Origin of the sequence: Chloroflexus aurantiacus J-10-fl (genome assembly GCF_000018865.1) — a bacterium.
GTDB classification, from domain to species: domain Bacteria; phylum Chloroflexota; class Chloroflexia; order Chloroflexales; family Chloroflexaceae; genus Chloroflexus; species Chloroflexus aurantiacus.
In genome coordinates, this window is record NC_010175.1 from 4,853,600 (window position 1) to 4,878,806 (window position 25,207).

Annotated in this window: 24 protein-coding genes; 12 read left to right on the plus strand and 12 right to left on the minus strand. The window is 56.7% G+C overall.

The window, feature by feature from the left end:
* Positions 1 to 2: 2 nt before the first annotated feature.
* Positions 3 to 701 (minus strand): hypothetical protein, encoded by a 699-nt coding sequence (locus tag CAUR_RS19045; protein ID WP_012259463.1) that lies wholly within the window; start codon positions 699 to 701, stop codon positions 3 to 5.
* Between the two features lie 371 nt (positions 702 to 1,072).
* On the opposite strand from CAUR_RS19045, the gene CAUR_RS19050 reads away from it, so the two are divergent.
* From CAUR_RS19050 to CAUR_RS19105, 12 genes are all read left to right on the plus strand, one after another.
* Positions 1,073 to 2,608 (plus strand): acyl-CoA synthetase, encoded by a 1,536-nt coding sequence (locus tag CAUR_RS19050; RefSeq protein ID WP_242604985.1) that lies wholly within the window; start codon positions 1,073 to 1,075, stop codon positions 2,606 to 2,608.
* 13 nt (positions 2,609 to 2,621) lie between these two features.
* Positions 2,622 to 3,689, plus strand: coding sequence for an alpha/beta hydrolase (locus CAUR_RS19055; protein ID WP_012259465.1), 1,068 nt, complete (start codon positions 2,622 to 2,624; stop codon positions 3,687 to 3,689).
* 28 nt (positions 3,690 to 3,717) lie between these two features.
* Entirely contained in the window at positions 3,718 to 4,494 is a 777-nt protein-coding gene (locus tag CAUR_RS19060; RefSeq protein WP_012259466.1) for an alpha/beta fold hydrolase, read from the plus strand.
* Between the two features lie 13 nt (positions 4,495 to 4,507).
* Positions 4,508 to 4,900, plus strand: a complete 393-nt coding sequence (locus tag CAUR_RS19065) for a MaoC family dehydratase (protein WP_012259467.1) — start codon at positions 4,508 to 4,510, stop codon at positions 4,898 to 4,900.
* Positions 4,893 to 5,681: an enoyl-CoA hydratase/isomerase family protein gene (locus CAUR_RS19070; RefSeq protein WP_012259468.1), complete on the plus strand. Its 789-nt coding sequence runs from the start codon at positions 4,893 to 4,895 to the stop codon at positions 5,679 to 5,681. Before CAUR_RS19065 ends, CAUR_RS19070 begins: the two co-directional genes overlap by 8 nt.
* A complete protein-coding gene (locus tag CAUR_RS19075; RefSeq protein ID WP_012259469.1) occupies positions 5,678 to 6,037 on the plus strand; it encodes a hotdog family protein in 360 nt (119 codons plus the stop codon). The genes CAUR_RS19070 and CAUR_RS19075 overlap by 4 nt, the downstream gene beginning before the upstream one ends.
* A gap of 68 nt (positions 6,038 to 6,105) precedes the next feature.
* Positions 6,106 to 7,470 (plus strand): substrate-binding domain-containing protein, encoded by a 1,365-nt coding sequence (locus tag CAUR_RS19080; protein ID WP_012259470.1) that lies wholly within the window; start codon positions 6,106 to 6,108, stop codon positions 7,468 to 7,470.
* Positions 7,471 to 7,536: 66 nt separating this feature from the next.
* Entirely contained in the window at positions 7,537 to 8,307 is a 771-nt protein-coding gene (locus CAUR_RS19085; RefSeq protein ID WP_015909456.1) for an ABC transporter ATP-binding protein, read from the plus strand.
* On the plus strand, positions 8,304 to 9,011 hold the full coding sequence (locus CAUR_RS19090) for an ABC transporter ATP-binding protein (RefSeq protein ID WP_012259472.1): 708 nt from the start codon (positions 8,304 to 8,306) through the stop codon (positions 9,009 to 9,011). The genes CAUR_RS19085 and CAUR_RS19090 overlap by 4 nt, the downstream gene beginning before the upstream one ends.
* Positions 9,012 to 9,125: 114 nt before the next feature.
* A complete protein-coding gene (locus tag CAUR_RS19095; protein WP_012259473.1) occupies positions 9,126 to 10,601 on the plus strand; it encodes a branched-chain amino acid ABC transporter permease in 1,476 nt (491 codons plus the stop codon).
* A gap of 3 nt (positions 10,602 to 10,604) precedes the next feature.
* Positions 10,605 to 11,648: a branched-chain amino acid ABC transporter permease gene (locus CAUR_RS19100; RefSeq protein WP_012259474.1), complete on the plus strand. Its 1,044-nt coding sequence runs from the start codon at positions 10,605 to 10,607 to the stop codon at positions 11,646 to 11,648.
* Positions 11,649 to 12,240: 592 nt separating this feature from the next.
* Positions 12,241 to 13,185, plus strand: coding sequence for a DNA-methyltransferase (locus CAUR_RS19105; RefSeq protein ID WP_012259475.1), 945 nt, complete (start codon positions 12,241 to 12,243; stop codon positions 13,183 to 13,185).
* Positions 13,186 to 13,408: 223 nt separating this feature from the next.
* Here the strand turns inward: CAUR_RS19105 and CAUR_RS19110 are convergent, their stop codons facing one another.
* The 11 genes from CAUR_RS19110 to CAUR_RS19160 all read right to left on the minus strand — a co-directional run bounded on the left by CAUR_RS19110 (position 13,409) and on the right by CAUR_RS19160 (position 25,189).
* The gene (locus CAUR_RS19110) at positions 13,409 to 13,636 is read right to left on the minus strand and encodes an NAD(P)-binding domain-containing protein (protein ID WP_012259476.1); all 228 of its coding nucleotides are present in this window, start codon (positions 13,634 to 13,636) and stop codon (positions 13,409 to 13,411) included.
* 99 nt (positions 13,637 to 13,735) lie between these two features.
* Complete coding sequence (locus tag CAUR_RS19115; RefSeq protein WP_012259477.1) at positions 13,736 to 14,572, minus strand: hydroxypyruvate isomerase family protein; 837 nt, start codon at positions 14,570 to 14,572, stop codon at positions 13,736 to 13,738.
* 29 nt (positions 14,573 to 14,601) lie between these two features.
* The gene (locus CAUR_RS19120) at positions 14,602 to 15,261 is read right to left on the minus strand and encodes a response regulator transcription factor (RefSeq protein WP_164927837.1); all 660 of its coding nucleotides are present in this window, start codon (positions 15,259 to 15,261) and stop codon (positions 14,602 to 14,604) included.
* Between the two features lie 23 nt (positions 15,262 to 15,284).
* Positions 15,285 to 16,097, minus strand: a complete 813-nt coding sequence (locus CAUR_RS19125) for a DUF4230 domain-containing protein (RefSeq protein WP_012259479.1) — start codon at positions 16,095 to 16,097, stop codon at positions 15,285 to 15,287.
* Positions 16,098 to 16,139: 42 nt separating this feature from the next.
* Positions 16,140 to 16,862 carry a bifunctional demethylmenaquinone methyltransferase/2-methoxy-6-polyprenyl-1,4-benzoquinol methylase UbiE gene (gene ubiE, locus CAUR_RS19130; protein ID WP_012259480.1) on the minus strand — a complete coding sequence of 241 codons (723 nt, stop codon included), beginning with the start codon at positions 16,860 to 16,862 and terminating at the stop codon, positions 16,140 to 16,142.
* A 90-nt stretch (positions 16,863 to 16,952) separates the two neighbouring features.
* The gene (locus tag CAUR_RS19135; RefSeq protein WP_012259481.1) at positions 16,953 to 17,876 is read right to left on the minus strand and encodes an asparaginase domain-containing protein; all 924 of its coding nucleotides are present in this window, start codon (positions 17,874 to 17,876) and stop codon (positions 16,953 to 16,955) included.
* Entirely contained in the window at positions 17,861 to 18,625 is a 765-nt protein-coding gene (locus CAUR_RS19140) for a class I SAM-dependent methyltransferase (RefSeq protein WP_012259482.1), read from the minus strand. The genes CAUR_RS19135 and CAUR_RS19140 overlap by 16 nt, the downstream gene beginning before the upstream one ends.
* Positions 18,622 to 19,581, minus strand: a complete 960-nt coding sequence (locus CAUR_RS19145; protein WP_012259483.1) for a lysylphosphatidylglycerol synthase transmembrane domain-containing protein — start codon at positions 19,579 to 19,581, stop codon at positions 18,622 to 18,624. The genes CAUR_RS19140 and CAUR_RS19145 overlap by 4 nt, the downstream gene beginning before the upstream one ends.
* Before the next feature lie 6 nt (positions 19,582 to 19,587).
* Entirely contained in the window at positions 19,588 to 20,493 is a 906-nt protein-coding gene (locus CAUR_RS19150) for a glycosyltransferase family 2 protein (RefSeq protein WP_423191609.1), read from the minus strand.
* Positions 20,494 to 20,538: 45 nt separating this feature from the next.
* The gene (locus tag CAUR_RS19155; protein WP_012259485.1) at positions 20,539 to 22,674 is read right to left on the minus strand and encodes a glycosyltransferase family 39 protein; all 2,136 of its coding nucleotides are present in this window, start codon (positions 22,672 to 22,674) and stop codon (positions 20,539 to 20,541) included.
* 334 nt (positions 22,675 to 23,008) lie between these two features.
* Positions 23,009 to 25,189 carry a glycosyltransferase family 39 protein gene (locus CAUR_RS19160; protein ID WP_242604986.1) on the minus strand — a complete coding sequence of 727 codons (2,181 nt, stop codon included), beginning with the start codon at positions 25,187 to 25,189 and terminating at the stop codon, positions 23,009 to 23,011.
* Positions 25,190 to 25,207 lie beyond the last annotated feature (18 nt).

Consider the following 25,207-nt stretch of genomic DNA (forward strand, 5'->3'; position numbering starts at 1 on the left):
TTCTAGTCACTCAGATGCTGCCCATTACTTAGAATTGGGTCATATACGATGACATACACCTTTCTGACAATAATTTCGGCAGGTGCAAACGAGCGAGCAACGATTGGGAGGAATATATCATACGGCAGACTTTGCATACCGCCACTGAAGGATGAGTGATGGTGAGGGGGTATATTCGAGTTGCTGATGGATGGAGAGGTTTGATTCGCTGTAGATGCCAATAGATCATCGTATCGTACCGTGACAGTGCTCTTGTGAGAAGCGAACGTGATCTGGACATTACCGACAGCGTGATGTGCAACGTTTGCCAGCGCAGCCTGTATTGTTTCACTGAGCGTTTGCTGTTCAGATGTTAGCGAAGTAAAAGGACGATTAATTGTAATTGAAAAGTCTATCTCATAGGGTCTAAAATGACCACAAGGGTCAGTTTCGCCAAAACTCCGCGCCATCACCTGGGCATCAATTCCTTCCGAATGCAGGATGTGTTGAACTTTGTGGGCTATTTCTGGCATCATCGGGCCAGGAGTCCACATCCATCCGCCGACTGAAGGACATTCATTATGTAGCGATGATGGATTATTAACCGTTAATGGGTTAGTTTCTTCTATTGCCTGTAAAGCGGGAGGAGCAATTCCAGCAGCAAGAAACAAGATCACACCAATAAGCACTGTCAGAGCGTACTGCTTTGCTGGTATGTTCATTCTTTATTCTCCCTATCAACCATACAAACGTGTGCAAATACGATGATCCTCAGAGCTTATCCGAATAATTGATATCAGGTTTACCTGACACGTAGAGCAACCCCTATTCCATCAGCGTTTTCACATAGCCCCTTAATCTACTCGCCAACAAACAAAGAATCGTGGCACCTGTCAGGCGAACAATGGTCACAAGCCGGAACAATATTCGTCAGATACGAACACTTTCGCTACGAACGTAATTACCCCATCCCTGTTACCAATTTGTAACCGCTCAGCAACCTCCTTCTGCTACCCTCGCCATCAAATCCCCGGTTGTAAGCTGCGCGTTTGCGCTATCGCGGCGGTGACGCCGCACACGACACATGGATGTGATGTATCTCGGTGATTGGCTTGGCCGTCGTGCCCGGTTGTCTCCGACCAGGGTTGCCCTGTTCGATGCCCAACACGGCATGCAACCGCTCACCTACCGCGAGTGGAATGAGCGGGTCAATCAGACGGCGCATCTGTTGCGCGATATGGGCGTGGCACGTGGTGATCGGGTCGCGGCCCTGGCCCAGAATTGCGTCGATCTGCTCGATCTGTGGTTTGCCTGTGCAAAGCTGGGGGCGATTTTTCAGCCCCTGAACTGGCGCCTCACCGCAGCCGAGTTGCGCGATTTGATCGTTGATGGCGAGCCGCGCGTGCTGGCGTATGGCCCCGAATACGCCGCGATGTCACTGGCACTGCGTCCACAGACACCCTTTGTCGCCCACTGGCTGGCAATCGATGATGCGCCGGCAGCCGATCCATCCGATCTGACCATAGCCCGGCGGAATGCCTTTCCTACCCATTTCGAGGCAGTACCGCTGAGCTGGGATGATCCGTGGGTGATCTGTTACACCGGTGGTAGCACCGGCTTGCCGAAAGGAGCAATTCTTACCTATCGCAGCATTGCTGCAAATGCCGTGAATACGGTGATGAGTTGGGGGTTGCGCCCCGATGATGTTGCCATTCTCAATGCGCCGCTCTTTCACACCGGCGGCCTGAATGTCTTTACTGCACCCCTGCTGCAGATCGGTGGTGCCTCGATTGTTTGTCGCTCGTTCAACGTCGATCAGGTCTTCGATCTCATCGACCACGGCCCGGCGACGCTCTTTTTCGGCGTGCCCACGATGTTCATCGCTATGCAACAACATCCACGCTGGCCGACGGTTGATTTTAGCCGGATGCGGATTGTTATCAGCGGTGGTGCGCCCTGTCCGGAACCGGTGTTTCATGCCTTTTGGGCACGCGGGATCGATTTCAAGACCGGGTATGGCCTGACCGAAGCCGGTCCCAATACCTTCTGGCTGCCACCCGAACTGGTGCGGGAGAAGCCAGGGGCGGTTGGCTACCCTTTGATGTTTATCGATGTGCGGGTGGTTGCGGCTGATGGTCGGGAATGTGGTGTTGATGAGATTGGCGAATTGCAGATCCGTGGCCCTCATGTCTGCGCCGGCTACTGGCGCCGTCCTGCCGAGACGGCTGCGGCTTTTCGTGACGGCTGGCTGCGCACGGGTGATCTGGCCAGTTTCGATGCCGATGGTTGTTTTCGGATCGTTGGGCGGCTGAAGGATGTGATCATTTCGGGTGGCGAAAACATCTATCCCGCCGAGGTTGAGAGTGTGCTGGCCGGCCATCCGGCCGTCGCGGAAGTGGCCCTGGTCGGTATGCCAGACCCTCACTGGGGTGAAGTTGGTTGGGCGGCGGTGGTGGTGCGTCCCGGCAGTACCTTCTCGGAACAGGACTTGATCACTTTTGCCGGGCTGCGTCTGGCGCGCTACAAACTACCCAAACGAATTGTCACCCTCGCTGAATTACCGAAGACCGGTGCCGGCAAGATTGATAAGCAGGCTATCAAACACATGTTTCAGCAGTTGCAGGTATGAAGCGGAGAACGCTATGAGCAAGATTCCAACATTACCCGGTATCACTTCGACGATGGTGGCAACCAGTCGTTTGCAGATGCATGTTTTGAGCAGTGGCCCGGCTGACGGCGAAGCGGTGCTGTTCATCCACGGTAATGCCTCGTCGGCCACATTCTGGGAAGAGACGATGCTGGCGTTGCCGGCACAATTTCGCGCGATTGCGCCCGATCTGCGCGGTTACGGTGAGACCGAGGATTTGCTGATCGATGCGACCCGTGGCTGCGGTGACTGGGTTGACGATCTGATCGCCTTGATCGATACCCTCGGCATTGATCGCTGCCACGCGGTGGGGCATTCACTGGGTGGTGTGGTGCTGTTCAATCTCATCGCGGCTGTGCCGCAACGTATCATCACGGCCACCCTGGTAGCACCTGGTTCGCCTTACGGTTTTGGTGGTTGCAAAGGGCTAAACGGCGAGCTGTGCTGGCCAGATGGTGCCGGATCGGGTGGCGGCACGGTCAATCAAGCCTTCGTGGAGCGTATGGCTGCCGGCGATACTACCGAAGAGGCAGGCAACGCAGCCCCCAGAGTTGTCATGAACACGTTCTACTGGAAACCACCGTTCCGCCCGGCCCGCGAAGAGGCATTGCTGGCCTCGATGCTAAGTGAGAAGGTGGGACCGCAGCGTTACCCCGGCGATTTCAAGCCATCGCCGCACTGGCCGGGTGTCGCACCGGGGGTCTGGGGACCAATCAATGCCATTTCACCCCTCTACGTTGGAGATGCGGTCGAGCGTTTTGTGGCTGCGGAGCCGAAGCCCCCTATCTTGTGGGTGCGTGGTGCTGATGACCAGATCGTGAGCGATATGTCGCTCTTCGATGTTGGTACGCTCGGTCAACTCGGCATCTTACCCGATTGGCCCGGCGCCGATGCCCATCCTCCGCAACCGATGATCGGGCAAACGCGCGCTGTGCTGGAGCGCTACGCCGCCGCCGGTGGCCGCTTCCGTGAGCTGGTCTTCGCCGAATGTGGTCATACGCCGTACATTGAGCATCCTGACCAGTTCAACGCTGCATTCCACGATCACCTGCGTAACAGGTAACAGGCTTGAGCGGGAAAGTGAGAAAGCTATGCCAGTTATCCAGGCCGGAGATATTGAGGTTCACTACCTTGACGTTGGTGAAGGCGAGCCGATTATCTTCGTGCACGGCAATTGGGCCAGTTGCGGCTGGTGGCTACGGGTGCTCGAACGTCTCCCTGCCGGGTATCGTGGGCTGGCTCCCGATCTACGTGGTCGAGGCGCCACGCAGGGGCCAGACCACGACTACCGGATGCCCGCACTGGCCGCCGATCTGTGGCGTTTCGCCGATGCCCTCGGCATCCAACGCTGCCATCTGGTTGGACATTCGTTGGGGGCGGCGGTGGTCTTGCAGGCCGCACTCGATCAACCTGATCGGGTAGCAACGATTGCCGTGCTGGCACCGCCATGGGTTGATGGCATGCCCGACGAGGTCTATCAACCAGATCGGCAACAACTCTTGAAAGATAACCCTGATTTCTTTGCCCAGGCCATCAGGGCGATGGCACCAACCGCGCCAGATGACGAACTTTGGCGCGAACTGGTGACTATCGGTCACTCGCAGCGGCTGAGTGCTGCCAACGGGGCAATCAATGCACTGCGTGAATGGAAACCCGGTGATCGTCTGCGCACGATTGGCGCCCCGGCACTGGTGATGGGTGGCGAACTCGATCCGTTGGTGACCCCGGAGACGGTGAAGCGGGCAGCCGAGGCCCTGGGGGTCGAGCCACAGATTATTGCCGGGGTCGGTCACTCGGCCAATCTCGAAGCACCGGATCGATTCCTGGCGCTGTTGTTGCCCCATCTGGCAACAGCACGCGCTTCCTGAAGAGGATGTGAGCATGCATGCACTGACAGCAGGTACCCGTTATCAACGGCAACATACGATCAGCCAGGAAGACATCAACCGCTTTGCGGCGATTAGCGGCGATACGAACCCGATTCACACCGATCCGGCAGTCGCAGCGGCAACGCGCTTTGGGCGCACCATCGCTCACGGTATGCTGCTCTACGGTTACATCCGTGCCACACTGCGCAACCTGGCTCCATCAGCGGTACAGCAACAACAGACCCTCAGCTTTACCAATCCGGTCTTTGCCGGTGATACGGTTCATGTCACCGTGGAAGTGACCGGTAAGGACGATAACACGATCAATTGCACGGTCAACGTCACCCGTGCTGACGGTAAGGTCGCCTGTAGTGGTGAGACAAGATTGATTGTTGGGCATGAGTAATCTGGTAACCATTCTAACAAACGGCCCGGTTGTAACTCTCACCCTTAACCGGCCGATGCAGCACAACGGCCTGACGCCAGAGCTGTTAACCGAGCTGGAAGCGCACATTATTGCAGCACGTCAGCATCATGGACTACGGGCTATCGTCTTGCAAGCCAGTGGCACCTATTTTTCGTGCGGGACTGACCTGGTAGCCCTGGTCCGGCAAACCGACCGGCTCGCTTACGCCGATCATGGGTTGCGCCTGTTGCATCAGGTGATGTTGACGCTGATAGATCTGCCGGTGCCGTTCATTGTCGCTGTGCAGGGACCGGTGAACGGAAGCGCGCTGGGGCTGGTTGTGGTGGCTGACATCGTCCTGGTGACACCCAATGCCCATTTCACGGCCTACGCGACAACCCTCGGTCTGTCGCCGGAAGGAGGGTGGACGACGCTCTTGCCACGACTGATCGGCCAACGACGTGCCGGCGAAGTGTTACTTCTCGAACGGCCGATCACGGCCGAGGAGGCAGTGGCCTGGGGATTAGCAAACCGCCTGGTCGCGCCCGGCCATCTTTTTGACGAAGCCCAGGCCCTGGCCTACCAGATTGCAACGCAGATGCCGGGTAGTGTCGCCTGCACACGCCGGTTGCTCTGGGCGGAACGGGAACAGATCGCTGCCGCCCTCAATCGTGAACGAGAAGTGTATTGCGAGCGTATTCAGTCGATTGAGGCTGATCTTGGCTTGAAAGCCTTTCTCGACCGGCAACGCACAACAATGACCACGGAGGAAACGGTATGACAGCGCTGACCGTTGGAATGCAGGCGACCGTCCAGCGCGTGATCGATCAAGCCCTGATTGACGAATATGCACGGCTCTGCGATGACCAACCGCAAAAGACTGTGCCAGAACCGCTGATCGGTGCGCTGTTTTCCCACGTGCTGGGTGTCAAATTACCGGGAGCGGGGTCAGTATATCTCCGCCAGGAACTCATCTTCCACGATACGGCCCGTATTGGCGAGATGCTTACCGCAACGGTGACCATTACCCATATTCGGACCGATAAACCACTGGTTACGCTCCGCACGCAGTGTACCGGCAGTGACCAACGCCTGATTGTTGATGGCGAGGCACTCGTGATGGTGCCGCAAGTGTAACACGCTATGTTGTTCGGGCAACCGCCCGCCGGAATAATGCAGATGTCTGTGACAAAGGAGAGCGACCGATGCACACTGTCCGTTTTGTCCGCCAACTGGCTATCACGTTGCTGATAGTCTTTGCCCTCGCGCTGAGTGCGTGTGGCGGTGGGTCGACCGCACAGCCAACCGCAGCCCCAGAACCGACTGCGGCACCGACCAGCGCGCCTGAACCAACCGCCGTACCGACCACCGCCCCAGAGCCAACTGCGGCACCAACCACCGCGGCCACGACCGGCGAACCGATTGTGGTTGGGCTAATGACCGACAACTCTGGTTTGCTGGCTATCTACGGCCCGATGCTTGAACGCGGCTTCACGCTCGGCCTGGAATATGCGACGAACGGTACCAATCAGGTGGCAGGCCGGCCAATCAATGTGGTGGTGAAAGATACCGCCAGTAATCCAGAGACCGGGGTCTCGTTGGCCCGCGAGGCAATCGAGAGTGATGGTGCCGACGTGCTCGTTGGTTCACCCAGCTCGCCGGTAGCACTGGCGATCTCGGCAGTTGCCGCCGAGAATAAGATCGTCTATATCGCAGCACCGGCAGCTACCCCGGCCCTCACCGGCGAGAATTTTAACATCTACACCTTCCGCGCCGGTCGTACCAGCGTGCAAGACGCCCTCACCATGAGCGCCGCTCTCTTGCAGACCGGCAAGAAATTCGTGCAGATTGCGCAAGACAATGCGTTCGGTCGCGGTTCAGCGGGCGCATTCTACCTCACGGTCAAAGCCCTCGGTGGCGAATTCGTGCTCAATGACACCGCAGAGGGTGCCGGTACCGTCTTTGCACCGCCGGATACGACCGACTTCACCCCGTACATCAACCAGCTCCTCGACTCTGGGGCAGAAGTCTTGATCGTGACCTGGTCGGGAACCGGTTTCGTGCCCATGTTCCAGCAGATGCAGCAACTGGGTGTGTTCGATGTCATGACAGTTGCGACCGGGTTTGGTGACAATCAGACGATGGTCAACGGCTATGCCGATGCCATCGGTTCGGTCGGTGTGAGTGTCTATCACTACAGCCTGTTCGATAATCCGGTGAATAACTGGCTGGTCGAACGCCACAAAGCAGCGTATGGCGTTCCTCCTGATCTCTTCACAGAGAGTGGCTTCAACGCCGCTATCATGCTGGTCAAGGCGTTGGAAGAGACCAATGGCGATCCGGCTGCCGATGGCTTGATTGCCGCTCTCGAAGGGATGACCTTCGACGGGCCGAAGGGAACCTACACGGTGCGGACCGAAGATCACGTACTCCTCCAGCCGATGACCCTGGTGCGCCTGCTCAACACCAACGATCCTGACTTCAAGTTCTTCGAGCTGGTCACCCTCTTCACTCCCGAACAGACGGCACCGCCCTGTGCTGTACCGGCAGCATTAGGACGCTGCAAGTAACCGTTACACTCGCCGCGCATGCCGGTGTGGGCATGCGCGGCACATGCTGGAAGCGAAGGTGCGTTTGTGAGCGAATGGATCATTCAAACCCAGGCCCTGACCCGTGATTTCGGCTCCCTGCGCGCCGTTGATCACGTCGATCTGCGGGTGCGCGCTGGAAGCGTGCATGCGATTATTGGGCCGAATGGTGCTGGAAAGACGACTCTTTTCAATCTGATTAGCGGTTATCTCAAACCGACAGCGGGACGGGTCTTCTTGCGTGATCGTGAGATTACGCACGTCCCCCTGCATCGAATGGCCCATCTCGGTATCGGGCGGTCGTTTCAAATTACCAACATCTTTCCAACCCTGACCGTACTGGAAAATGTTCGTCTGGCTGCGCAGGCTCGTGGACGGGATAATCTGCACATCTGGAAGCGGGCAAGCCAGCTCCACAGGTACAGCGAACGGGCCTACGCAGCGTTACAACAGGTTGGCTTACACGAACGGGCACTCCAGATTGCGGCCACGCTCCCCCACGGCGACAAACGTCGGCTTGAGCTGGCGATTCTGCTGGCCGGTGACGCCGATATTCTCCTGCTCGACGAGCCAACGGCAGGGATGGCAACGGAACAGGTGCCGATGTTGCTGGACTTACTGCGTAACATTCGGCAAGGAACGAACAAAACGATTTTGATCGTCGAACACAATATGTCGGTGGTGATGAGTCTGGCTGAAACAATTACGGTGATGCACCAGGGGCGTGTGCTGGCAGAGGGCAGCCCGGCTGAGATCAGTGCCAATCAGGCGGTACGCGATGCCTACCTGGGAACGACCTTCACCGGAGGTCGGCAATGAGCGAAATATTGCTGGACGTTGATAGCATTCACACCTATATCGGTCAATTTCACATTCTTGAAGGAGTATCGCTGCGCGTGAGAAGCGGAAGCATCACCGCGCTGCTAGGGCGTAATGGTGCCGGCAAGACCACGACGCTACGTTCGATCATGGGCCTGAATCCGCCGCGACAGGGAAGTATTCGCCTGGCCGGAGAAGTGATCAACGGGCGTCCGGCGTATGACATTGCTCGCCTGGGGGTCGGCTACGTCCCTGAACACCGGGCTATTTTTCGCGATCTCACCGTCGAGGAGAACTTGCGGCTCGCCGAACGTAAACGCGGTGATCTGGCCCGACGGAGCGACCTGATTATGAGCCTCTTCCCCGACCTGAAGCGCTTTTACCGCCATCCCGGCGGCAAGCTCTCCGGCGGCCAACAGCAAATGTTAGCGATTGCCCGGGCCCTGGTAGCAGAGAATCGCTTACTCTTGATTGACGAACCGAGTGAAGGGCTGGCCCCGATCATCGTTGAACAAATTATGGCCGCGTTGCGCCAGATGGCGACGGAAACAACGATTTTGCTCGTTGAACAGAATTTTGCCATGGCAGCCCAACTGGCCGACGAATACTACATTCTCGACGATGGTCGCAGTGTTCAGCACGGAAAGATGGCCGACCTGGTCCACGATCAGGCAACGATTAACCGGTACCTGGGAGCCGGGTAAGAGAGATGACAGCAGGAGCTTAGCGCGTCATCTAATGCAGAGATGACGCTCGTCAGACCGTTGCAAGCGACCGGCACGATGCCGCGCCGTTATCGTGCCACAGTGAGGAGATCCATGAATGAATTTATTCGACAGCGACGAGGCTTGCTGGCCGGGATCGGTGCGACATTGATCTTTGCATACTGGGCAGTCACCCATTACGAACCGCGTGTTCTCGCCAGTATTCTCCTCTCTGGCCTGACGCTGGGGGCACTCTACTTTTTAGTCACATCTGGCCTCTCACTGATCTTCGGCCTGATGGATGTACTCAATTTCGCCCATGGGACACTGTTTATGATCGGTGCCTATGTGGGCTTTACCCTCTACGCCAACCCGCGTTTGTTGCTGAACACTATGCCGTTTGTGCTGGCGTTTGTAGCGGGGTGGCTCCTGACGCGCTGGTTCCCCACCAATCGAATGAAGGCACCGCGCTGGTGGTTCTGGCTTGGGGCATTCATCGTGGGCGGGCTGGCACTTTGGGGGTTCGAGCTGGCACCGCTGGCCACCACTGCGCTCAGTTCAGGTGGGCGAGTGCCTACTGAGGAAGCGCAGGCGCCAACTGCTATCTTCATCGGACGAACGGTAGGGTTGAGCGTAGCCGGCTTCATTGCGGGGATCGCCTTTCTGATCGGAAAGGAACACTCTCGGCCACCAACGAGGGCCGATCTCGTCCTGGGGTTGAGTATGCTTGCGCTGGCATTGATCATCGCACCATTCCGCCTCGCTGCCGAAGGCTGGCTATTGAGCATCAACGCAAACATCCGCTTTCTCCTGGCCCTGGTGATCGGGGCCGCCAGTGGCGCAGCGCTGGGTGGTCTGATGGAATGGAGCCTGATTCGCCCGCTGTACAGCCGGCCTATTTATCAGGTACTGGTCACACTGGGGCTGGTCTTTGTCGGCACCGAGCTGGTGAAAGGCATCTGGGGGCCGGGTGGCTACTTTATGGAATTGCCCGAATGGTTTAGCCGTCGCGGACCTGACTGCCCATCACCCAACCTGATCGCCTGGCTCCGCGACAACTGTGCCAGTATTGACGTATTGGGGCGACCATTCCCCAGTTATCGCATCTTTATTATTGCCCTGGGCATTGCCATGTTTATCGGCATTGCCCTCCTCTTACGCCGCACCCGCCTGGGGATGATCATTCGGGCCGGCGTGCAGGACGGCGAAATGGTGCAGGCATTGGGGATCAACGTTCGCCGCGTCTTCACTCTGGTCTTTGCACTTGGAGCCGGCCTTGCCGCGTTGGGCGGGGTGGCAGCGGCACCATTCCTCGGTATTAGTCCTGGTTTGGGACAGGAGTTTCAGTTACAGGCCTTTATCGCCGTGGTGATCGGGGGAATGGGCAGCTTCACCGGTGCAGCGATGGGTGCGCTGCTGGTGGGGCTGGCGCGCGCCTTTGGCGACCAGATTGTCCTGACCGGCATCCAACTACCGTGGATGAGCGAAGCGATCACCTTCTCACCTTCAATTGCGCGCGCTTCAACAGTCTTGATCATGGCGCTGGTGCTCTTGCTGCGCCCGGCAGGTCTCTTTGGGAAGAAGGAGTAGGCGATGCTGACACGTTTGAAAGCACCACAATGGGCCGGTCTGGCCTTGATCGGCGGTCTGATCGCCTTCCCCTATCTGATAGCACTGCTCACCGGGCAGCCAATTGACAGTGGGATACCGAAATTCTGGCAGGGTATGCTCATCCAGGTCTTCATTCTGGCCGTTTTTGCGATGAGCTACGACATTCTGATGGGCTATACCGGCATTCTCTCCTTCGGCCACGCCCTCTTCTTCGGCACAGGTGCCTACACGATTGGGATTTTGCTCAAACATGCCGGCTGGGATCTCGGCTCAGCATTCGTGGCCGTCATCGTCATTGCGGTACTGCAAAGCCTGATCGTTGGCCTGCTCTCGTTGCGGGTCAGCGGTGTCTACTTCGCGATGGTGACACTGGCCTTTGCCCAGATGTTCTTCCTCCTGGCCGAAGCAACCGACTTTCGCCAGTGGACAGGGGCAGAGGATGGGTTGCAAAGTATTCCGGTACCGGCGTGGATCAGCCCGACCAACGAACGTCTGCGCTTCTACTATCTTGCGTTAGGATTTGCAGTAGTGATGTATCTCCTGGCCCGCCAGGTCGTCAATTCGCCAACCGGGCGGGTGATGATGGCGATCCGCGACAACGAGGTACGGGCCAGAGTCTTGGGCTACCATACGCTCACCTACAAGCTGATCGCCATCACCATCAGCGGTGTTATGGCAGCGCTGGCCGGTGCATTCAACGCACTGTGGAATCTCAACGCAAACCCGGCGGTGCTCAGCGTAGGGACAACGATCAATGCGCTCCTGATGACGATCATTGGTGGCGTCGGTTCGCTGATCGGGCCGATGCTTGGCGCCGCCGTGATCCAACTGCTGGGGTACTGGCTGAACTTCTTCTTCGGGCCGGCATGGCCACTGCTGTTTGGGATCGTGTACATTCTCATCGTGCTCTTCCTGCCATACGGCATCGTCGGTACCTGGCGGTTGCGCGGTACGAGTTGGGTGACGATGTGGCGCAACCGCTGGCAGGAATTAGCCAGGCGACGCGGTGACGGCGTAGCGCGGTAGGGTGGTGATACTTCATAAGAGCGGGGTGGATGTCCACCTCGCTTTTGCGTGTATTGCAGGTGATGTTTTGCTGCGGAGGGGGATGTGCATTCAAGACTGGTGGTTAGGATGGATGCGGTTGATCCCTTCCAGACCAGTACCGGTAGACCGGAAGTCCGCGCTTGCAGGAATGGGGGAAGACAGGACGAGTGGCATTATTCCCGGTGCAATGGAGTGCTCAACACAACAGCTTTCGTTCCGGGCGATTCAGGCCCCATCGCAGCATTTTGCAAAGATGGAAATGATGTTATGGCAATTGGTCACTACAATGATGCGTTAGGCTGGTGCCTTTTTTGCCGGATAGTGGCCTGAGCGGATATCTTTCTATCTTTCCGCGCAAGAGCATATCTTAACGGTGAACATGTACAACCAGCTTTAAGACCGGAAAAAGTCAAACTTGCCAGACAGATGTTCTTGACAAAACATTTGTTCTATTGTACGATATTTATAAAGATTATCAGCACCCAATACTTTAGAAAACGCAGATGATTGATTAACCTTCCGTGAAATCGTCTCGGTATACCAGGTTGTCGAAAATGTTCAGGTGATCATAATGTCAATCAACTATCTCGAACAGACTTACACCCTTAACCATGAATTTCACTCTTTTACCAAATCTGTAGTCATACATGCTGATTGTTTTGAATGGCTAAGCGAAGTCCCAGGCGATAGCATTCATGCCATTGTCACCGATCCCCCCTACGGCGTGAAGGAATACGATCCTGAGCAATTGGAAAAGCGCTCAAATGGCAATGGAGGAATCTGGCGCATTCCGCCATCTTTTGATGGTCATACCAGATCACCCTTACCAAGATTTACTGCACTAAATCCAAAGGAAAGAGAACGAATACAACATTACTTTTACGAGTGGGCCAGGCTGGCTTTACGAGTGTTACGTCCTGGTGGCCACGTATTTCTTGCATCAAATGTTTTTCTTTCCCAAATAGTCTTTACTGCCATTGTTCAGGCCGGTTTCGAGTTTCGTGGACAGGTTGTTCGGTTGGTCCGAACGCTTCGCGGTGGTGATAGACCAAAGAATGCTGAGGAAGAATTCCCCGATGTTTGCTCAATGCCACGCGGTTGCTACGAACCCTGGGGTATTTTCCGAAAACCTATTCCAGACGGCATGACCGTAAGTGAGTGTTTACGGCTTTTCCAAACAGGGGGATTGCGCCGTAAACAAGACGGTAATCCTTTTGAAGATGTTATCGAAAGTGAACGCACACCGCAAAAGGAGCGGGCGATAGCAAATCACCCAAGCCTGAAACCACAATCGTTTCTGCGCCAAATTGTGTATGCCTCTTTGCCTCTTGGCGAAGGAGTAGTCCTTGATCCTTTTATGGGTTCTGGATCGACCATTGCTGCGGCAGAAGCAATCGGCTATGCTGCGATTGGTATTGAAAAATATCGAGAATATTACCTTATGAGCTTACAATCGATTCCAGCCTTGTCTTCACTGTATACCACAGGCAATCAATTATCTTTTCAGTTCAGTTGAGTCCTTGTATATCCAGTTAGCTTTCATTTTCTTTGTACCGCTTTGGGTGACGCTGGCTGTAATCGTTCGCCGACTCGCACCTGAACGTCCAGAAAAGGCCCAATCATCTTGCTCTAATCGGGCAGCGTAGACACCCTTGAAACAGAATGGTTTAGGTAACACGGATACACGCGGGTCTGGCGGATGCACGCGGATACACCGTTGATCGTGCGTATTGGGCGCGTCACCGTAGGTATCGCTGGGGATCGTCAGTGGAACGCGGATGCGCACGGGTCTGGCGGATGCACAGCGCCGGAGGACTCTCGGCAGAATGCAGACCTTCAGCAGGCAGTTCATCCATTGGTTGGCGTGAGCGATTCCAGACCATAACCGAAAAGCCGGCACGGTGGAGATTGTGGGCCATCGGTTTGCCCATAATCCCAAGCCCGACAAAACCGACCTGTGGTGTCATGTGTAACTTTCTGTCGATGATGGATAACAACGAGACACACTATGCAATCCCCACAACGCCAGGTTTGGGGCAAACATCGCGGCGTCATGACTAGAGCGATTAACGCTCCTGTTCTTCACCCACTGCCGACCAGCGCATAGCTTCAAGCGCTATCGGTTGCCGACGATCTGGGGGTAGCCATTCCAGGCAAGCGGCCAGTTCACGGTCAGGGATGAACTCCAGACCGACAAAACCGGTGTAGCCACTCTCAACAATTGCCCGGAAGATGTACGGAAAATGCAGTTCGCCGGTACCGGGCTGGTGGCGATGGGGAGCATCGGCGACCTGAATATGACCAATCCGAGCAACGTGTTCGCGAATCGTGCGAGTGATATTTCCTTCCATCAACTGCATGTGGTAACAGTCGTACTGATAGCGCAGATTCGGTGCACCAACACTCGCCAGAAATGCCAGCGTCTCGGCGGTGTTGGTCAGTAGATAGCCACTGTTTTCCCAGGCATTGAGCGACTCGACGACCACCTCAATCCCGGCTGCGGCTGCCTGCTCGCAAGCCCAGGCCAGATTCTCGCGTACCCGTGACATCTGTGAAGCGCGATCTTCTCCGGGCAGGAGCTTACCAACCAGGGCATTCAGTCGCCGACACCCAATCTGTTGGGCAAACTCCAGCGCCACCGGAACATTGGCGCGAAACTCATGTTGCCGTTCCGGATGGTTCAATAACCCTCGTTCACCATGGGCCAGCACACCGGCGGCAAAATTGACCAGTGCTACTTGCAGATCGAGATCACGCAACTGGCGGCTGATTGCCTTGAGATCAACCCCATCCGGCCACCAGAACTCGACTGTACCGAAACCGAGCCGTGCCGCCGTGTCGAAGCGTTCAGACCACGCCAGTTCGCGCATGGTAAGTGATACATTAAGCGCAATGTGGAGCATATTACCGCCTCAACGTCTGTATAATGCCATCACTGTAACAATGCCACCTCTCGCGTAATATCACCAACCAGGACGCTTTCATCGCCTTCAATCTGCTGACGCACACGTTGCCAGGTTGACTCAAGGAGCGAGAGATTGTTTGCCTGTCCGCGACCCCAGACGAGCGTTAGTAATTCAGTTGATGTAAACCGGCGGGTTGGCGCTTCGGCTAATACGGTGAGGAGGGCGAATGCAGGCAGATCGAGATCAAGTGGTTGATCGCGAAAAGAGATGGTGCGCGCGGCTAGATCAAACGTGAAAGGACCGGCTGTGAACGGCAGCGGTAGATAACGCTGTCGCCGGCGCAATTGCGCACGTACCCGTGCCAGGAGTTCATCGGTACGGAAGGGTCGGGCAATGTAGTCATCAACACCATGGGCAAAGGACTCCACCACCAGTTGATCATTACGAGGGCCAATCAGCATGAAGACTCCCTGCCATTGTTTGAGCAGTGCAGGAATCTGATCGAGATACGACTGATCTGGAATACTGACCAGCGCCAGATCGATCTGGCGACTTAATGTGTCGTAAAGAGTGGCAGCCCCCCGTGTGATCCATATCTGATAACCAGACGCAATGAAGATAGGCAGCAGGTATTCATCAGCGTATTCTCCCAATCCCCCAATCACTACTCCATACGGAACACTCATGTGAAGCGCCTTTATCGTTTCCATCATGGCGAGACCGTACATGATGCTGGAGGTGAGGTCACGACCTCGACAACTGCACCATCGATCAGGCCCAGAAACTGGCGGAGTGCCAGCTCTGCATTGCGCGTACCCTCCTCCATAATCCCATCCTCGCAGGCTGCCTGCAGAATTTGCTGTTCAGCCGCCTGGCGAGCTATTGTCTCCAGATTTGGATTGTCTGGAGCCAGTAAACCACGTTCACGACTGTAGACACGAGTTTTGCTGTTGTCAAGGGTTGCGCTAAAGACCTGTACCGGTGGTAGACGCACGGTAATTTGCCGGCCATCAGGCGAAACAGTGACCGCATCAGGGGTGATCTGACTCAGATCGACCCCTACCACCACCGTGCCGTGAGCGATGAGTAATATCGCATCGCTGGCCAGCCAATCACCGATAATCGGAATATTGCTGCCCTGGCGGATATCAATAACCCGCTCAATGGTGTATTTGCTGGTTTCGAGTCGGCTGAGTTGCTGTATTCGCTGCACGACAGCCGCACCGCTGATGATCTGGGGTGTCGGCGTCTGGACGATCACCTGCACATTCGGGATTGCACTGCCAAGGGCACTGATGCGCTGTGTTATCCAGAAACCGCCAATCCCGATCAACAGCACGACTATTAGGAGAACGATGACCGAACCCGAAATACCACTTCGGATTGGCTGTGACCGATAACCGATTCTGGGTTGCACATCCAAATAATCGTCGTCATCGAACCATTCGCGTTCACGGCGCAAACGCATCAGCCGTCTGGCCCGCTGTCGAATCTCATCGTCATCATCATCGTCGTGGTACATGGGGCAACCTCATGCAAGTGTTTGAAGTGATGGTCATTGTCACTACATCTTTTTTGCACCGACATGAATTGCAACCGCACCCAGGCCATAGAGGCGGTAAAAGACGTGACTCCAGCCCGCTTCACGCATCATTGCCGCCAGATCATCGGGAGGCGGAAAGGCACGCGCCGATTGTGGGAGATAGGTGTAGGCGCGGCGATCACCACCCAGCAAGGCCCCGATCCACGGTACAACGTGCTCAAAATAGATACGGTGCCCCCAGCGCAGCAATGGATGCCGTGGTCGAGCTACTTCCAGACACGCCATGGTGGCACCGGGCCGGGCCACCCGGTACATCTCCCGCAGCGCTGCCGGGATGTCGGTGACATTCCGCAAAACGAAACCGGTGGTAATCGCATCGAAGGTGTTGTCGGGAAACGGCAACTGCAACGCATCACCGGCCACAAAGGCAGCACGTCCACTTTGGGCCAGGTCAGCAATTTTCGGTTGGCCGGCCTGCATCATGGGCACGGTAAAATCAACCCCGACCACCAGCCCTTCACGGGCCCAGGCTGCCAGTTCGATCAAAAAATCACCGGTACCGGTACCAACATCAAGCGCACGACCGTGTACCGGTGGCGCAACATATTCCACCACTTTACGCCGCCAGCCCTGATCAAGCCCAAACGTCATCACCCGATTGACCCGGTCGTAGCCGCGGGCAATGCGGGCAAACATTTGCTCAACATACGCCGCTTTTGCTTCCGGCGGTGGTAGTACATTCATCGCAGTTCACCTCTCTACCATCGCGCATGCAACGAAATATATTCACGCGATTTAATACGCTCATGTTCCCTATCAAACCAAATCAACACACTAACGAAAGAGCGCCCGTAGTTCAGCGGGAGAACGGGCAACGGCAAGTGCAGCCATCAGCTTCAGGCGGGCTTTGATCCCGCTCAGATCGGGGGCAAAGATGACCCCCAGCTTGCGCAGATCGTGGTAGGCGCCAACGTAGCCAAATTCATCACCCAGCCCCCCGGCCCCGGCCCGGCTGACCACGACGACCGGAATCCGGCGCTGCACTGCTTCGCCAATCGCCGGCAACCACCAGGGTGGAACTCGTCCGCTACCCAGCGTCTCAATCACAATTCCGGCGACATTATCGGCAATACTGTGCCGTAGCTGACGATCATCGGCACCAACTCCAATGCGTATCAGATCGACCGGCTCAACCAGGCGCGGCGCGGCGATCTGCTGTCGTCCTACCGGCTGCAAGCGCAGGCTGACCTGATCGCCTTCAACCCGTCCCAGTGCACCCAGTGGCGCCGTCACCATACCAGGCCCCTGACTGAACTGCATCTGAATCGTGGCAGCGGCGTAGATAGTGTTATCAACCACGACCAGCGCTCCTGCGCCGGCAACGGCCGGGGTTGCCGCAACAGCCATCGCAGCCTGAAGACCATTCGTCTCACTCACCCCACCGGTGCTGAGGCGTGGTAAACTGGTAATAACGACCGGCGACCCGGCAGGGAGTAAGAGATCGATGAGGAAGGCGGCCTCTTCCAGCGTGTCACTGCCGGTCGCAACCAGAATACCATCATACCCATCACGCACCTGTTGGATGCGCTGTACCAGAGCAAAGATTTGCTGTGGCGTAAGATGGCTACCCGGCAGATTGGCAAACTCTTCAATCACGACCGTGAGATCGGGCCGCACGGTCAGTTGATCATCACGGGCACCCAACGCCCGTCGAATCGCTAACGCACCACCGGTTGATAGAATCAGTAGTTTTGGCATAGTGGTTTACGGGCAACCCAGCAGATACGCTGAGTTGTATCAGTTGGCGGTTGAAAGGTAAAGCCGTCGTAGCATCCTTCGATCTTCAGACCGGCTGCCTCGATCAGCGCAGCCACCAGGTCATTGGGATATGCCCGTTCGATATGCAGCTCGTCAAATCGTTCGTAACCATCGCGGTCGTTGCCAATAAAACCGGTCAGCCACATGGTAGAGAGGTTAGCCGCCGGATCGAAATGGGTTCGTTCGACCTGGACATAGCCCGGCTGTTCATGAAAAGCGTACTCACCCCAATCAACGGCTAAAAAGTGGCGAGTATTCATATCGGCGACAAACAATCCACCCGGCACCAGCACCCGCGCCACGCCGCGCAAACACGCCGCCAGGTCATGACTCCCGATCAGGTAATTGAGACTGTCGTAAGTACACGTCACCAGATCAAACGTATGCGCCGGCAGCAATTGCGCCAGTTCTCGCATATCACCCTGTCGCAACTCAACCGGCACCGGTACCTCGGCCAGCTTCGCCGCCGCCTGTGCCAGCATCGCTGCCGAAGCATCGACTCCCGTTACCTGCCAGCCGCGCTCGGCCAGAATTGCCAGCAGCGTGCCGGTACCACAGGCAACGTCCAGCACCCGTCGCCCGTACACCGGATGGCGTTGCAACAACTCTTCCAGATAGAGGGCGGTCAGCAGCGCAAAACGTATCTGACCGCTACCATCATACACGGTCGCGTAGCGCTGATATGTCATGGAGTAATTGTACCACTTCGCCCGAGGGGAAACCATAACGAAACGATAAAGCCGACGATAATGTGTTCAACATTGATGAGCAAGAAGAGCGCCGATAGCGTTAACGCCTGCTCTTGTGAATAGCCGTAGGCGGCGAGAATCGCGACCAGTACCACATCACGCACGCCAAGACCGCCAATCGAGATGGGCAATGCCTGCAACACGGCAATCAACGCCGATGCACCAACAAAGACCAGGAACGGCACGGCACTTAGATCAAGGGCCAGGAAGAGCAACCAGAGTCGGAAGAAGGTGAAAAAGGCCGAGACCAGCGTTGCCCCACCGAGCGTTGCGATAAGGGTCGGCGTCAGCGTCAGACTGTGCATCTGCTCATTCCAGCGATCCAGGCGGGAGCGCAGCCGTGGCGCAAATCGCGGCAAGAGTGTGGTCAGCACCCACGAACGTGGCCGCCTTGCCGTCAAGACCACCGTGATCGTGAGCAGACCAACACCCATCGCGATCACGATCATCTGTTGTAGCTCACGGCTGGGGAGGAGCTGACCCAGCGCGAAGACGCCAATCATCCCCAACAGGGCCATAATGATCAGATCACACAGCCGATCCAGCACAACCGAGAGCAGTGCCGGCGCTGTCGGTTGACCCCGTTCGCGCAGATACATCGCCTTCAACAGATCACCAGCTTGCCCCGGCGTTGTCGTTCCGTAAAAGATACCGACCATGTAGAGGGCACAGGCCGTTGGCAGATCGAGGGAGAGATTCATCGCCCGCATGATCTGAATCCATCGCCACGACTTGATGATAATGAACGGTGGCAGCAGGGCCAGCGACCAGAGAACCGGCACCAGATCAGCCGAACGCATAGTCTGCCACAACAGGTTGAGATCGCAGGTCACGATAAACCACAGCAACAGCGCCGGCCCGACCAGACGGAGTAGCCACGAAAGCAGAACACGCATCACGAACTACTCCTCTTCATTGCTACGCAGGGGGCGCTGAAAGCGGAGTGCGGCAACCTGTTCGGCGTTCAGTCCGAACATAAAGACAATAATGCTGCCAACAAATAAGCCCATCGCCGAGTTGGGAATATGAAAACGGAAGGGGTCGGTGATAAAGAAGCTGATCAGAAACGAGAGCAGAGCCAACCCCTGCATCGAGAGCGCTACCGGAAAGTAGACGCGCAATGGTGCGAAGAGTGAGACAATCCGCAAAATGATCAGCCCGAACCGGATGCCGTTGCGCAGGAGCTTTTGCCCACTTCGCCCACCCTGCCGGCGTTGTCCGGTGACCGGGACATAGCCGACGTGGTAGCCCGCTTTGAGCAACGCCAGCGTGCTGGTAGTGGGGTAGGAGTAGCGATTGGGCAAGAGATTGATGAACTCCATGATGACATCGCGGCGCATCGCCCGATAACCACTGGTCAAATCGCGCACCTCGGTCTCTACCAGATAACTGCCGAGCGCATCGAGGGCACGATTGCCCCAGCGCCGAAAGATCGAGTCGCCCTGTGTCTCGCGGGTACGGGCCCCCACCACCATATCATAACCGGCGGCAATGCCTCCCAACAGATCGGGAATGTAGCGCGGATCCATCTGTCCATCGGCATCCATCAGCAAAACGACCTCACCACGAGCGCGGCGAATACCAGTTTTAACGGCGGCACCGTTGCCGCGATTCACGGGATGACGGATAACCCGCGCACCTGCCGTATGTGCAACGGTGGCCGTATCGTCTTGCGAGCAGTCATCCACCACCACAATCTCAGCCTCGGGTAATACCGCTCGCACACGCTCAATGACCTGAGCGATCCCATGCGCCTCGTTGTAGGCCGGGATGACCACACTTACTGTAAAGGGATATGTCTGAACCACAACCGGTTCTGTTTGGGCTGTCGTGTCTATCTGTTGCATGATACTTCACCGAACTGCTATTTGCTGCACCATCACACTCAACGGACGGGCATCGGTACTACCGGGAAAACGCTCATACGGCAAGAATGTCGGCGCGCTGAGCAAGATGATTACCTCACGTGCCCCCTGCATCTGCGCAGGTACAGGCAGATGATACACCCGCCAGCCTCCCGGCGCAACGTTTACCTCATACCGCCGATCACCAATCGTCACCGTCAGGTTCGTCGGTTGCGGCACCGCCAGCCGTAGTGTCAGGATCTCGTTGCCGATCAGCGGTGTTGGCAACGGCAGGCGCACAGCACCTTCACCCTGCAACCAGCGGAACGTTGTATCACCCGTGCGCTCACCGAATGAGAAGCCATACAGATACCCCAGATCAAGATCATCACCCAGGGTTAACGCCGTCGTCGGTGCCGGTGATAACCAGCGCACTGCCAGCCGTTGCGCGTCCTCGCCGGCGCGCTCTTCCACATCGCGCAATAACACCTTCGCTGCTTCAAGATCGCCCTGCGCCCTCGCCAATGCACCACGCACGAGATCACCACGGTGGGTTGGATAGGAACCGATCACCTGCCAGGCTTCGTCATACCGACCTTCAGCCAGCAGCCAGCGGGCAAATTCGGCCTGACCATCGGCAAAATCGGGGTCGGCGGTCAGCATGCGGCGAAATGCCTGTTCTACTGCTTCATCATCACCGCGTTGCAGCGCAGCCATCGCCGCAGCGTATGCCTGCTCGCGGGAAATACCATTCTGGATAATCTGCGGGTAATTGCGGTAGCTGAAAATCAGGAAGGCCAGCCCAAGGCTGACGATCAATGCGGGTAATTGCCGGCGATCCAGACGCCAGCGGTGTTGTCCCAACCGGGCCAGCGTCGCTGCACCGTACAACGTCAGCCAGAACCAGATCGGCAACAGATAGCGCGGTTCAACGTGGATGAGCATCACCATCAGGCAGGTATAGCCAATCCAACCGAGCGCTAACAGTCGTACTGCCCAATCCTGGCCACGTCCAAACAGCGTAAATGGTGCCGCCAGGATCAAGCTCAACCAGGCGAGATCACTGATCAGGCCATGAAGCCAGACTTCCCGCAATGGTCGGGTGAAGAAGCTGGCTTTCACGAAGAAATCCTCGATAAACTGAGCCTTCCAGATATGCTGAAAATGCGGCCAGAGATTGCGGGTAAAGCGCCACGGTTCTGTTTGCAGAATGCGGCGCAATTCGGCACTCACAAACCGTTGCCGATCTTCTTGTGGAATCGCTTGTAGAATCCCTTTGGCTTCCCCCTCACCACGCCCTTCGTGTACCGCATCACTCATCGCGATCCAGAGATTAACCGGCCCCAGGGTATCGATCACAATAAAATCGCGGTAGAGCAGGTAATTCCGCAGCGTCCAGGGAGCGATGGTAAGCACAAAGGGTAGCAGAAACGCCAACAGCGCCACGACAATGGGCTGCCAGTGCCGACGATGGTGGACTGTCCAGGCACTGACACCGATGAAGAGTATTGCAAAGATCGCCCCGTACAATCCCGGTGAGCGAGCCAGCGCAGCGATAGCCAGCGTTACCCCGGCACCAGCTAACCAGCCGGGATGGCGCGAGTCGCGCCAGCGCACCAACAGCCACACATGAACTGCCAGCATGAAGAAGAAGAGCGGTTCGCTGAGAATCAGCACCGGCAATTCGACCATCGGCATCCAGAGGGCCAGAACTGCTGCGAAGATCAGGCCGGTACGCTGATCGAAGAGCCGTCGTGCCAGATCATACCCAATAGGGATCAGGGCTAGCGATAGCGAAATTTGCACGGCCCGGATCAGCGCAATCCCAATCGCCGGATCGCCCAGCCATAGCCCGATACGGATCATTGCGGCGAAGAAGAATATATGACCGGGTGGTCGGATGAGCCACGAGTTATCGCGATATTCGCCGGTCACCGCCAACTGAAGCGCCCGCACATAATAGTCACCATCGTCGGCTGCCGAGAAACGCGGGTCGATCTGATAGATGAAAAGAAACCAGAGACGCAGGATTAGACCAATTATCATCAGGAGACCAACCCAAATGACCGGTCGTCTGATCAGCAGGGCGATCCGCCATCGGTGTGGTTGTACTGCGACGATAGAACGTGGAGCAGGAGATACCATTGTGACCTGTTTGCTACCTTTCATGCATGCTGTGATGTCTAACGCAGACGCAAGGTGTGTTCTGATGTACGACGCTATTGTACATGATTAGGAGGTAGGCGAGAGAAGATAGGAAATAGGTGGGTGCACAGTGGGGCTGGTGAGAAGATAGGCGAGAGAAGATAGGAAATAGGTGGGTGCACAGTGGGGCTGATGAGAAGATAGGCGAGAGAAGATAGGAAATAGGTGGGTGCACAGTGGGGCTGATGAGAAGATAGGCGAGAGAAGATAGGAAATAGGAGGCGAGAGAAGATAGGAAATAGGTGGGTGAGAGAAGATAGGCAATAGACAGTTATCACTTTGTAGCTGGCGCTGTCAGGCTGTAGAGGGTAAAACGGCCATCACCGATTCGCCTGCGCTCAGGTTCGGGGATTGGAGGTGGCCCTTGGGCATTATCCCAAAGGAGATAGTCGGCGTCCAGCGCCTGTAATTCGGTCGCGGTGACGGTTGGTGATACGCGCACGTGAACGAGGTGCGCTATCGCGGAATATTTTGCCAACGGCAAGCGATCAGGAATAGCGGCTACCAGTCGCGAGCCATCCGCCGGTAACGAGCGCTGCACCAACGTCACTGCTGCCACTTCGTCTGCCGGTTGTGCTGCCAGTACCGCCTGCGTTGCCGTCATTGGCCCCGGACTGAGTAAAACGACCATGATCAAGGCAGCCGCCACCAGGTGTCGCTGATCTGTCCACAGTTGTGCTATGGCCCACGCTGCGGCTACTGCGTACAGCGGTGTGAGCGGGAGAAAGAAACGGGGCAAGATGAACGCAGTCGCGATAGCAGCCACGTACAGGGCAATCAACGCAAGCAACGTCAGCCAGCGCCGGTCGGCCCGATGCTGCCATGCCAGCCAGCCTGCTGCAACCAATCCCCCAATTGCCAGCCAGTTCGCCGGCCAGCCGAGTAAGCGTAATTGATCGGCGCGCCCGAATTCACTCACATCTTCGGCACCGGCCCCGATGAAACCAACCACATTCCGACTCCAGTTGGTCAAAAAACGCAGCGGATCACGGCCAATTACCTCAAACAGACCGATGCTGTTGGGAACCTCATCCCAACGTCCCCAATCGGTATTGGCGTACACTGCCAGCCAGATATTTTTAGCCTGCTGATTGAACAGGAGCTGCCCGGTTTGCAGGGTATTCACCACCAATTGGGGGGCGGCAGCCAGCACAAACCCCAATCCGAAGAGCAGTGCCGGACGGCGACCGGCAATGTACCAGAGGGTTACAGCGCCCCAGGGCAGCAACAGCAAGCCGGGATGACGCACCAGAAACGCTGTGCCGGCAAAGACACCACCAATCAGCGCCAGCAGTGCGTGAGAACGTCTATGAACATGTAATGTCACGGCTACGGCCAGTGTCATCAGCGCCGCAAACGGCATATCGCTCCCGACCAGCAAACCATACTGCACGACTATGCCGCTCAATGCCAGACACCCGGCTGCCAGGAATGCTAATCCAGGTGAGAGCAGACTGCGGGCCAACAGATAGCCTCCGGCAATCAAGACACCACCTGCCAGCAGCGAAATCAGGCGCGCAGCCAGAAAGGGGTTGTCGTGCGTCAGCGGTCGTACCAGCCAGAGCAGCAGCGGATAGCCGAGATTGTAGAAACCATCGGCCTGAAAGATAGTTTCCAGCGTATCACGGGTAGCAAAGACGCGAAAATCGTTCTCAACACCGGGGCGGGCCAGGGTTACGTGGGCAACCATTGCCGGAAGTAATGCACCCATCCAGAGGATTATCATCACACCTGCCAGTCCCGGCGTCGCCCATCGCGGCCAGCGCACAACGAGACTCGGCCAGCGCCAGATTAACCAGATTGTCAGCAGTCCCGCTACCACGATTGGCGGCAAGTAGAGCAGCGGATAGGGGCTACTGCGGTAGAACAACCACCAGACCAGCCCATACACACTAACGGCAAGCGCCGGTTGCCAGCGTGGACGACCTTGCAGCAGCAGCCCACACAGTGCGCCAACCATCAGCGCGTAGCCCACCTGGGCCGGATATGGCCATACCGGTGGGGTCACGGTGACAACAACCCGGTCGAGGACAATCTGTTCCGGTGACTCTGGAGCCGTTATCTGTACCACCAGATCAATGGCTTTACGCCAGCCACTACTCACCGTAATATCGTGCTCTTCCCACTGGCCCTGCGCAATCAGTTGGATAGGTGGCTGATCATTGATCGCGATAACAACCGGCATTCCGGCTGGCGCCAGCCAGCGCATTGTCACTGTGGCCGGTGCGCCAGCCTGGGGAATGCGTAAAGCGGCTGCCGGCAATACCCGTCGGCCAACACCAGCGTCAGCTTGCGCCGTAGCCGGAATCGGTTCGGGATCGGAAAATCCTTGAACGATCCCGGCATCGTTACGGCCAATATCAAACTCGCGCCGCAGCGGCACCTGTGTGAAGAGCGTGATCACACACGCGGCGAAAACAGCCCAACCGAGCGCAGGCAGATATTTCGAGATCACAGATTGCACGTGTGCAGC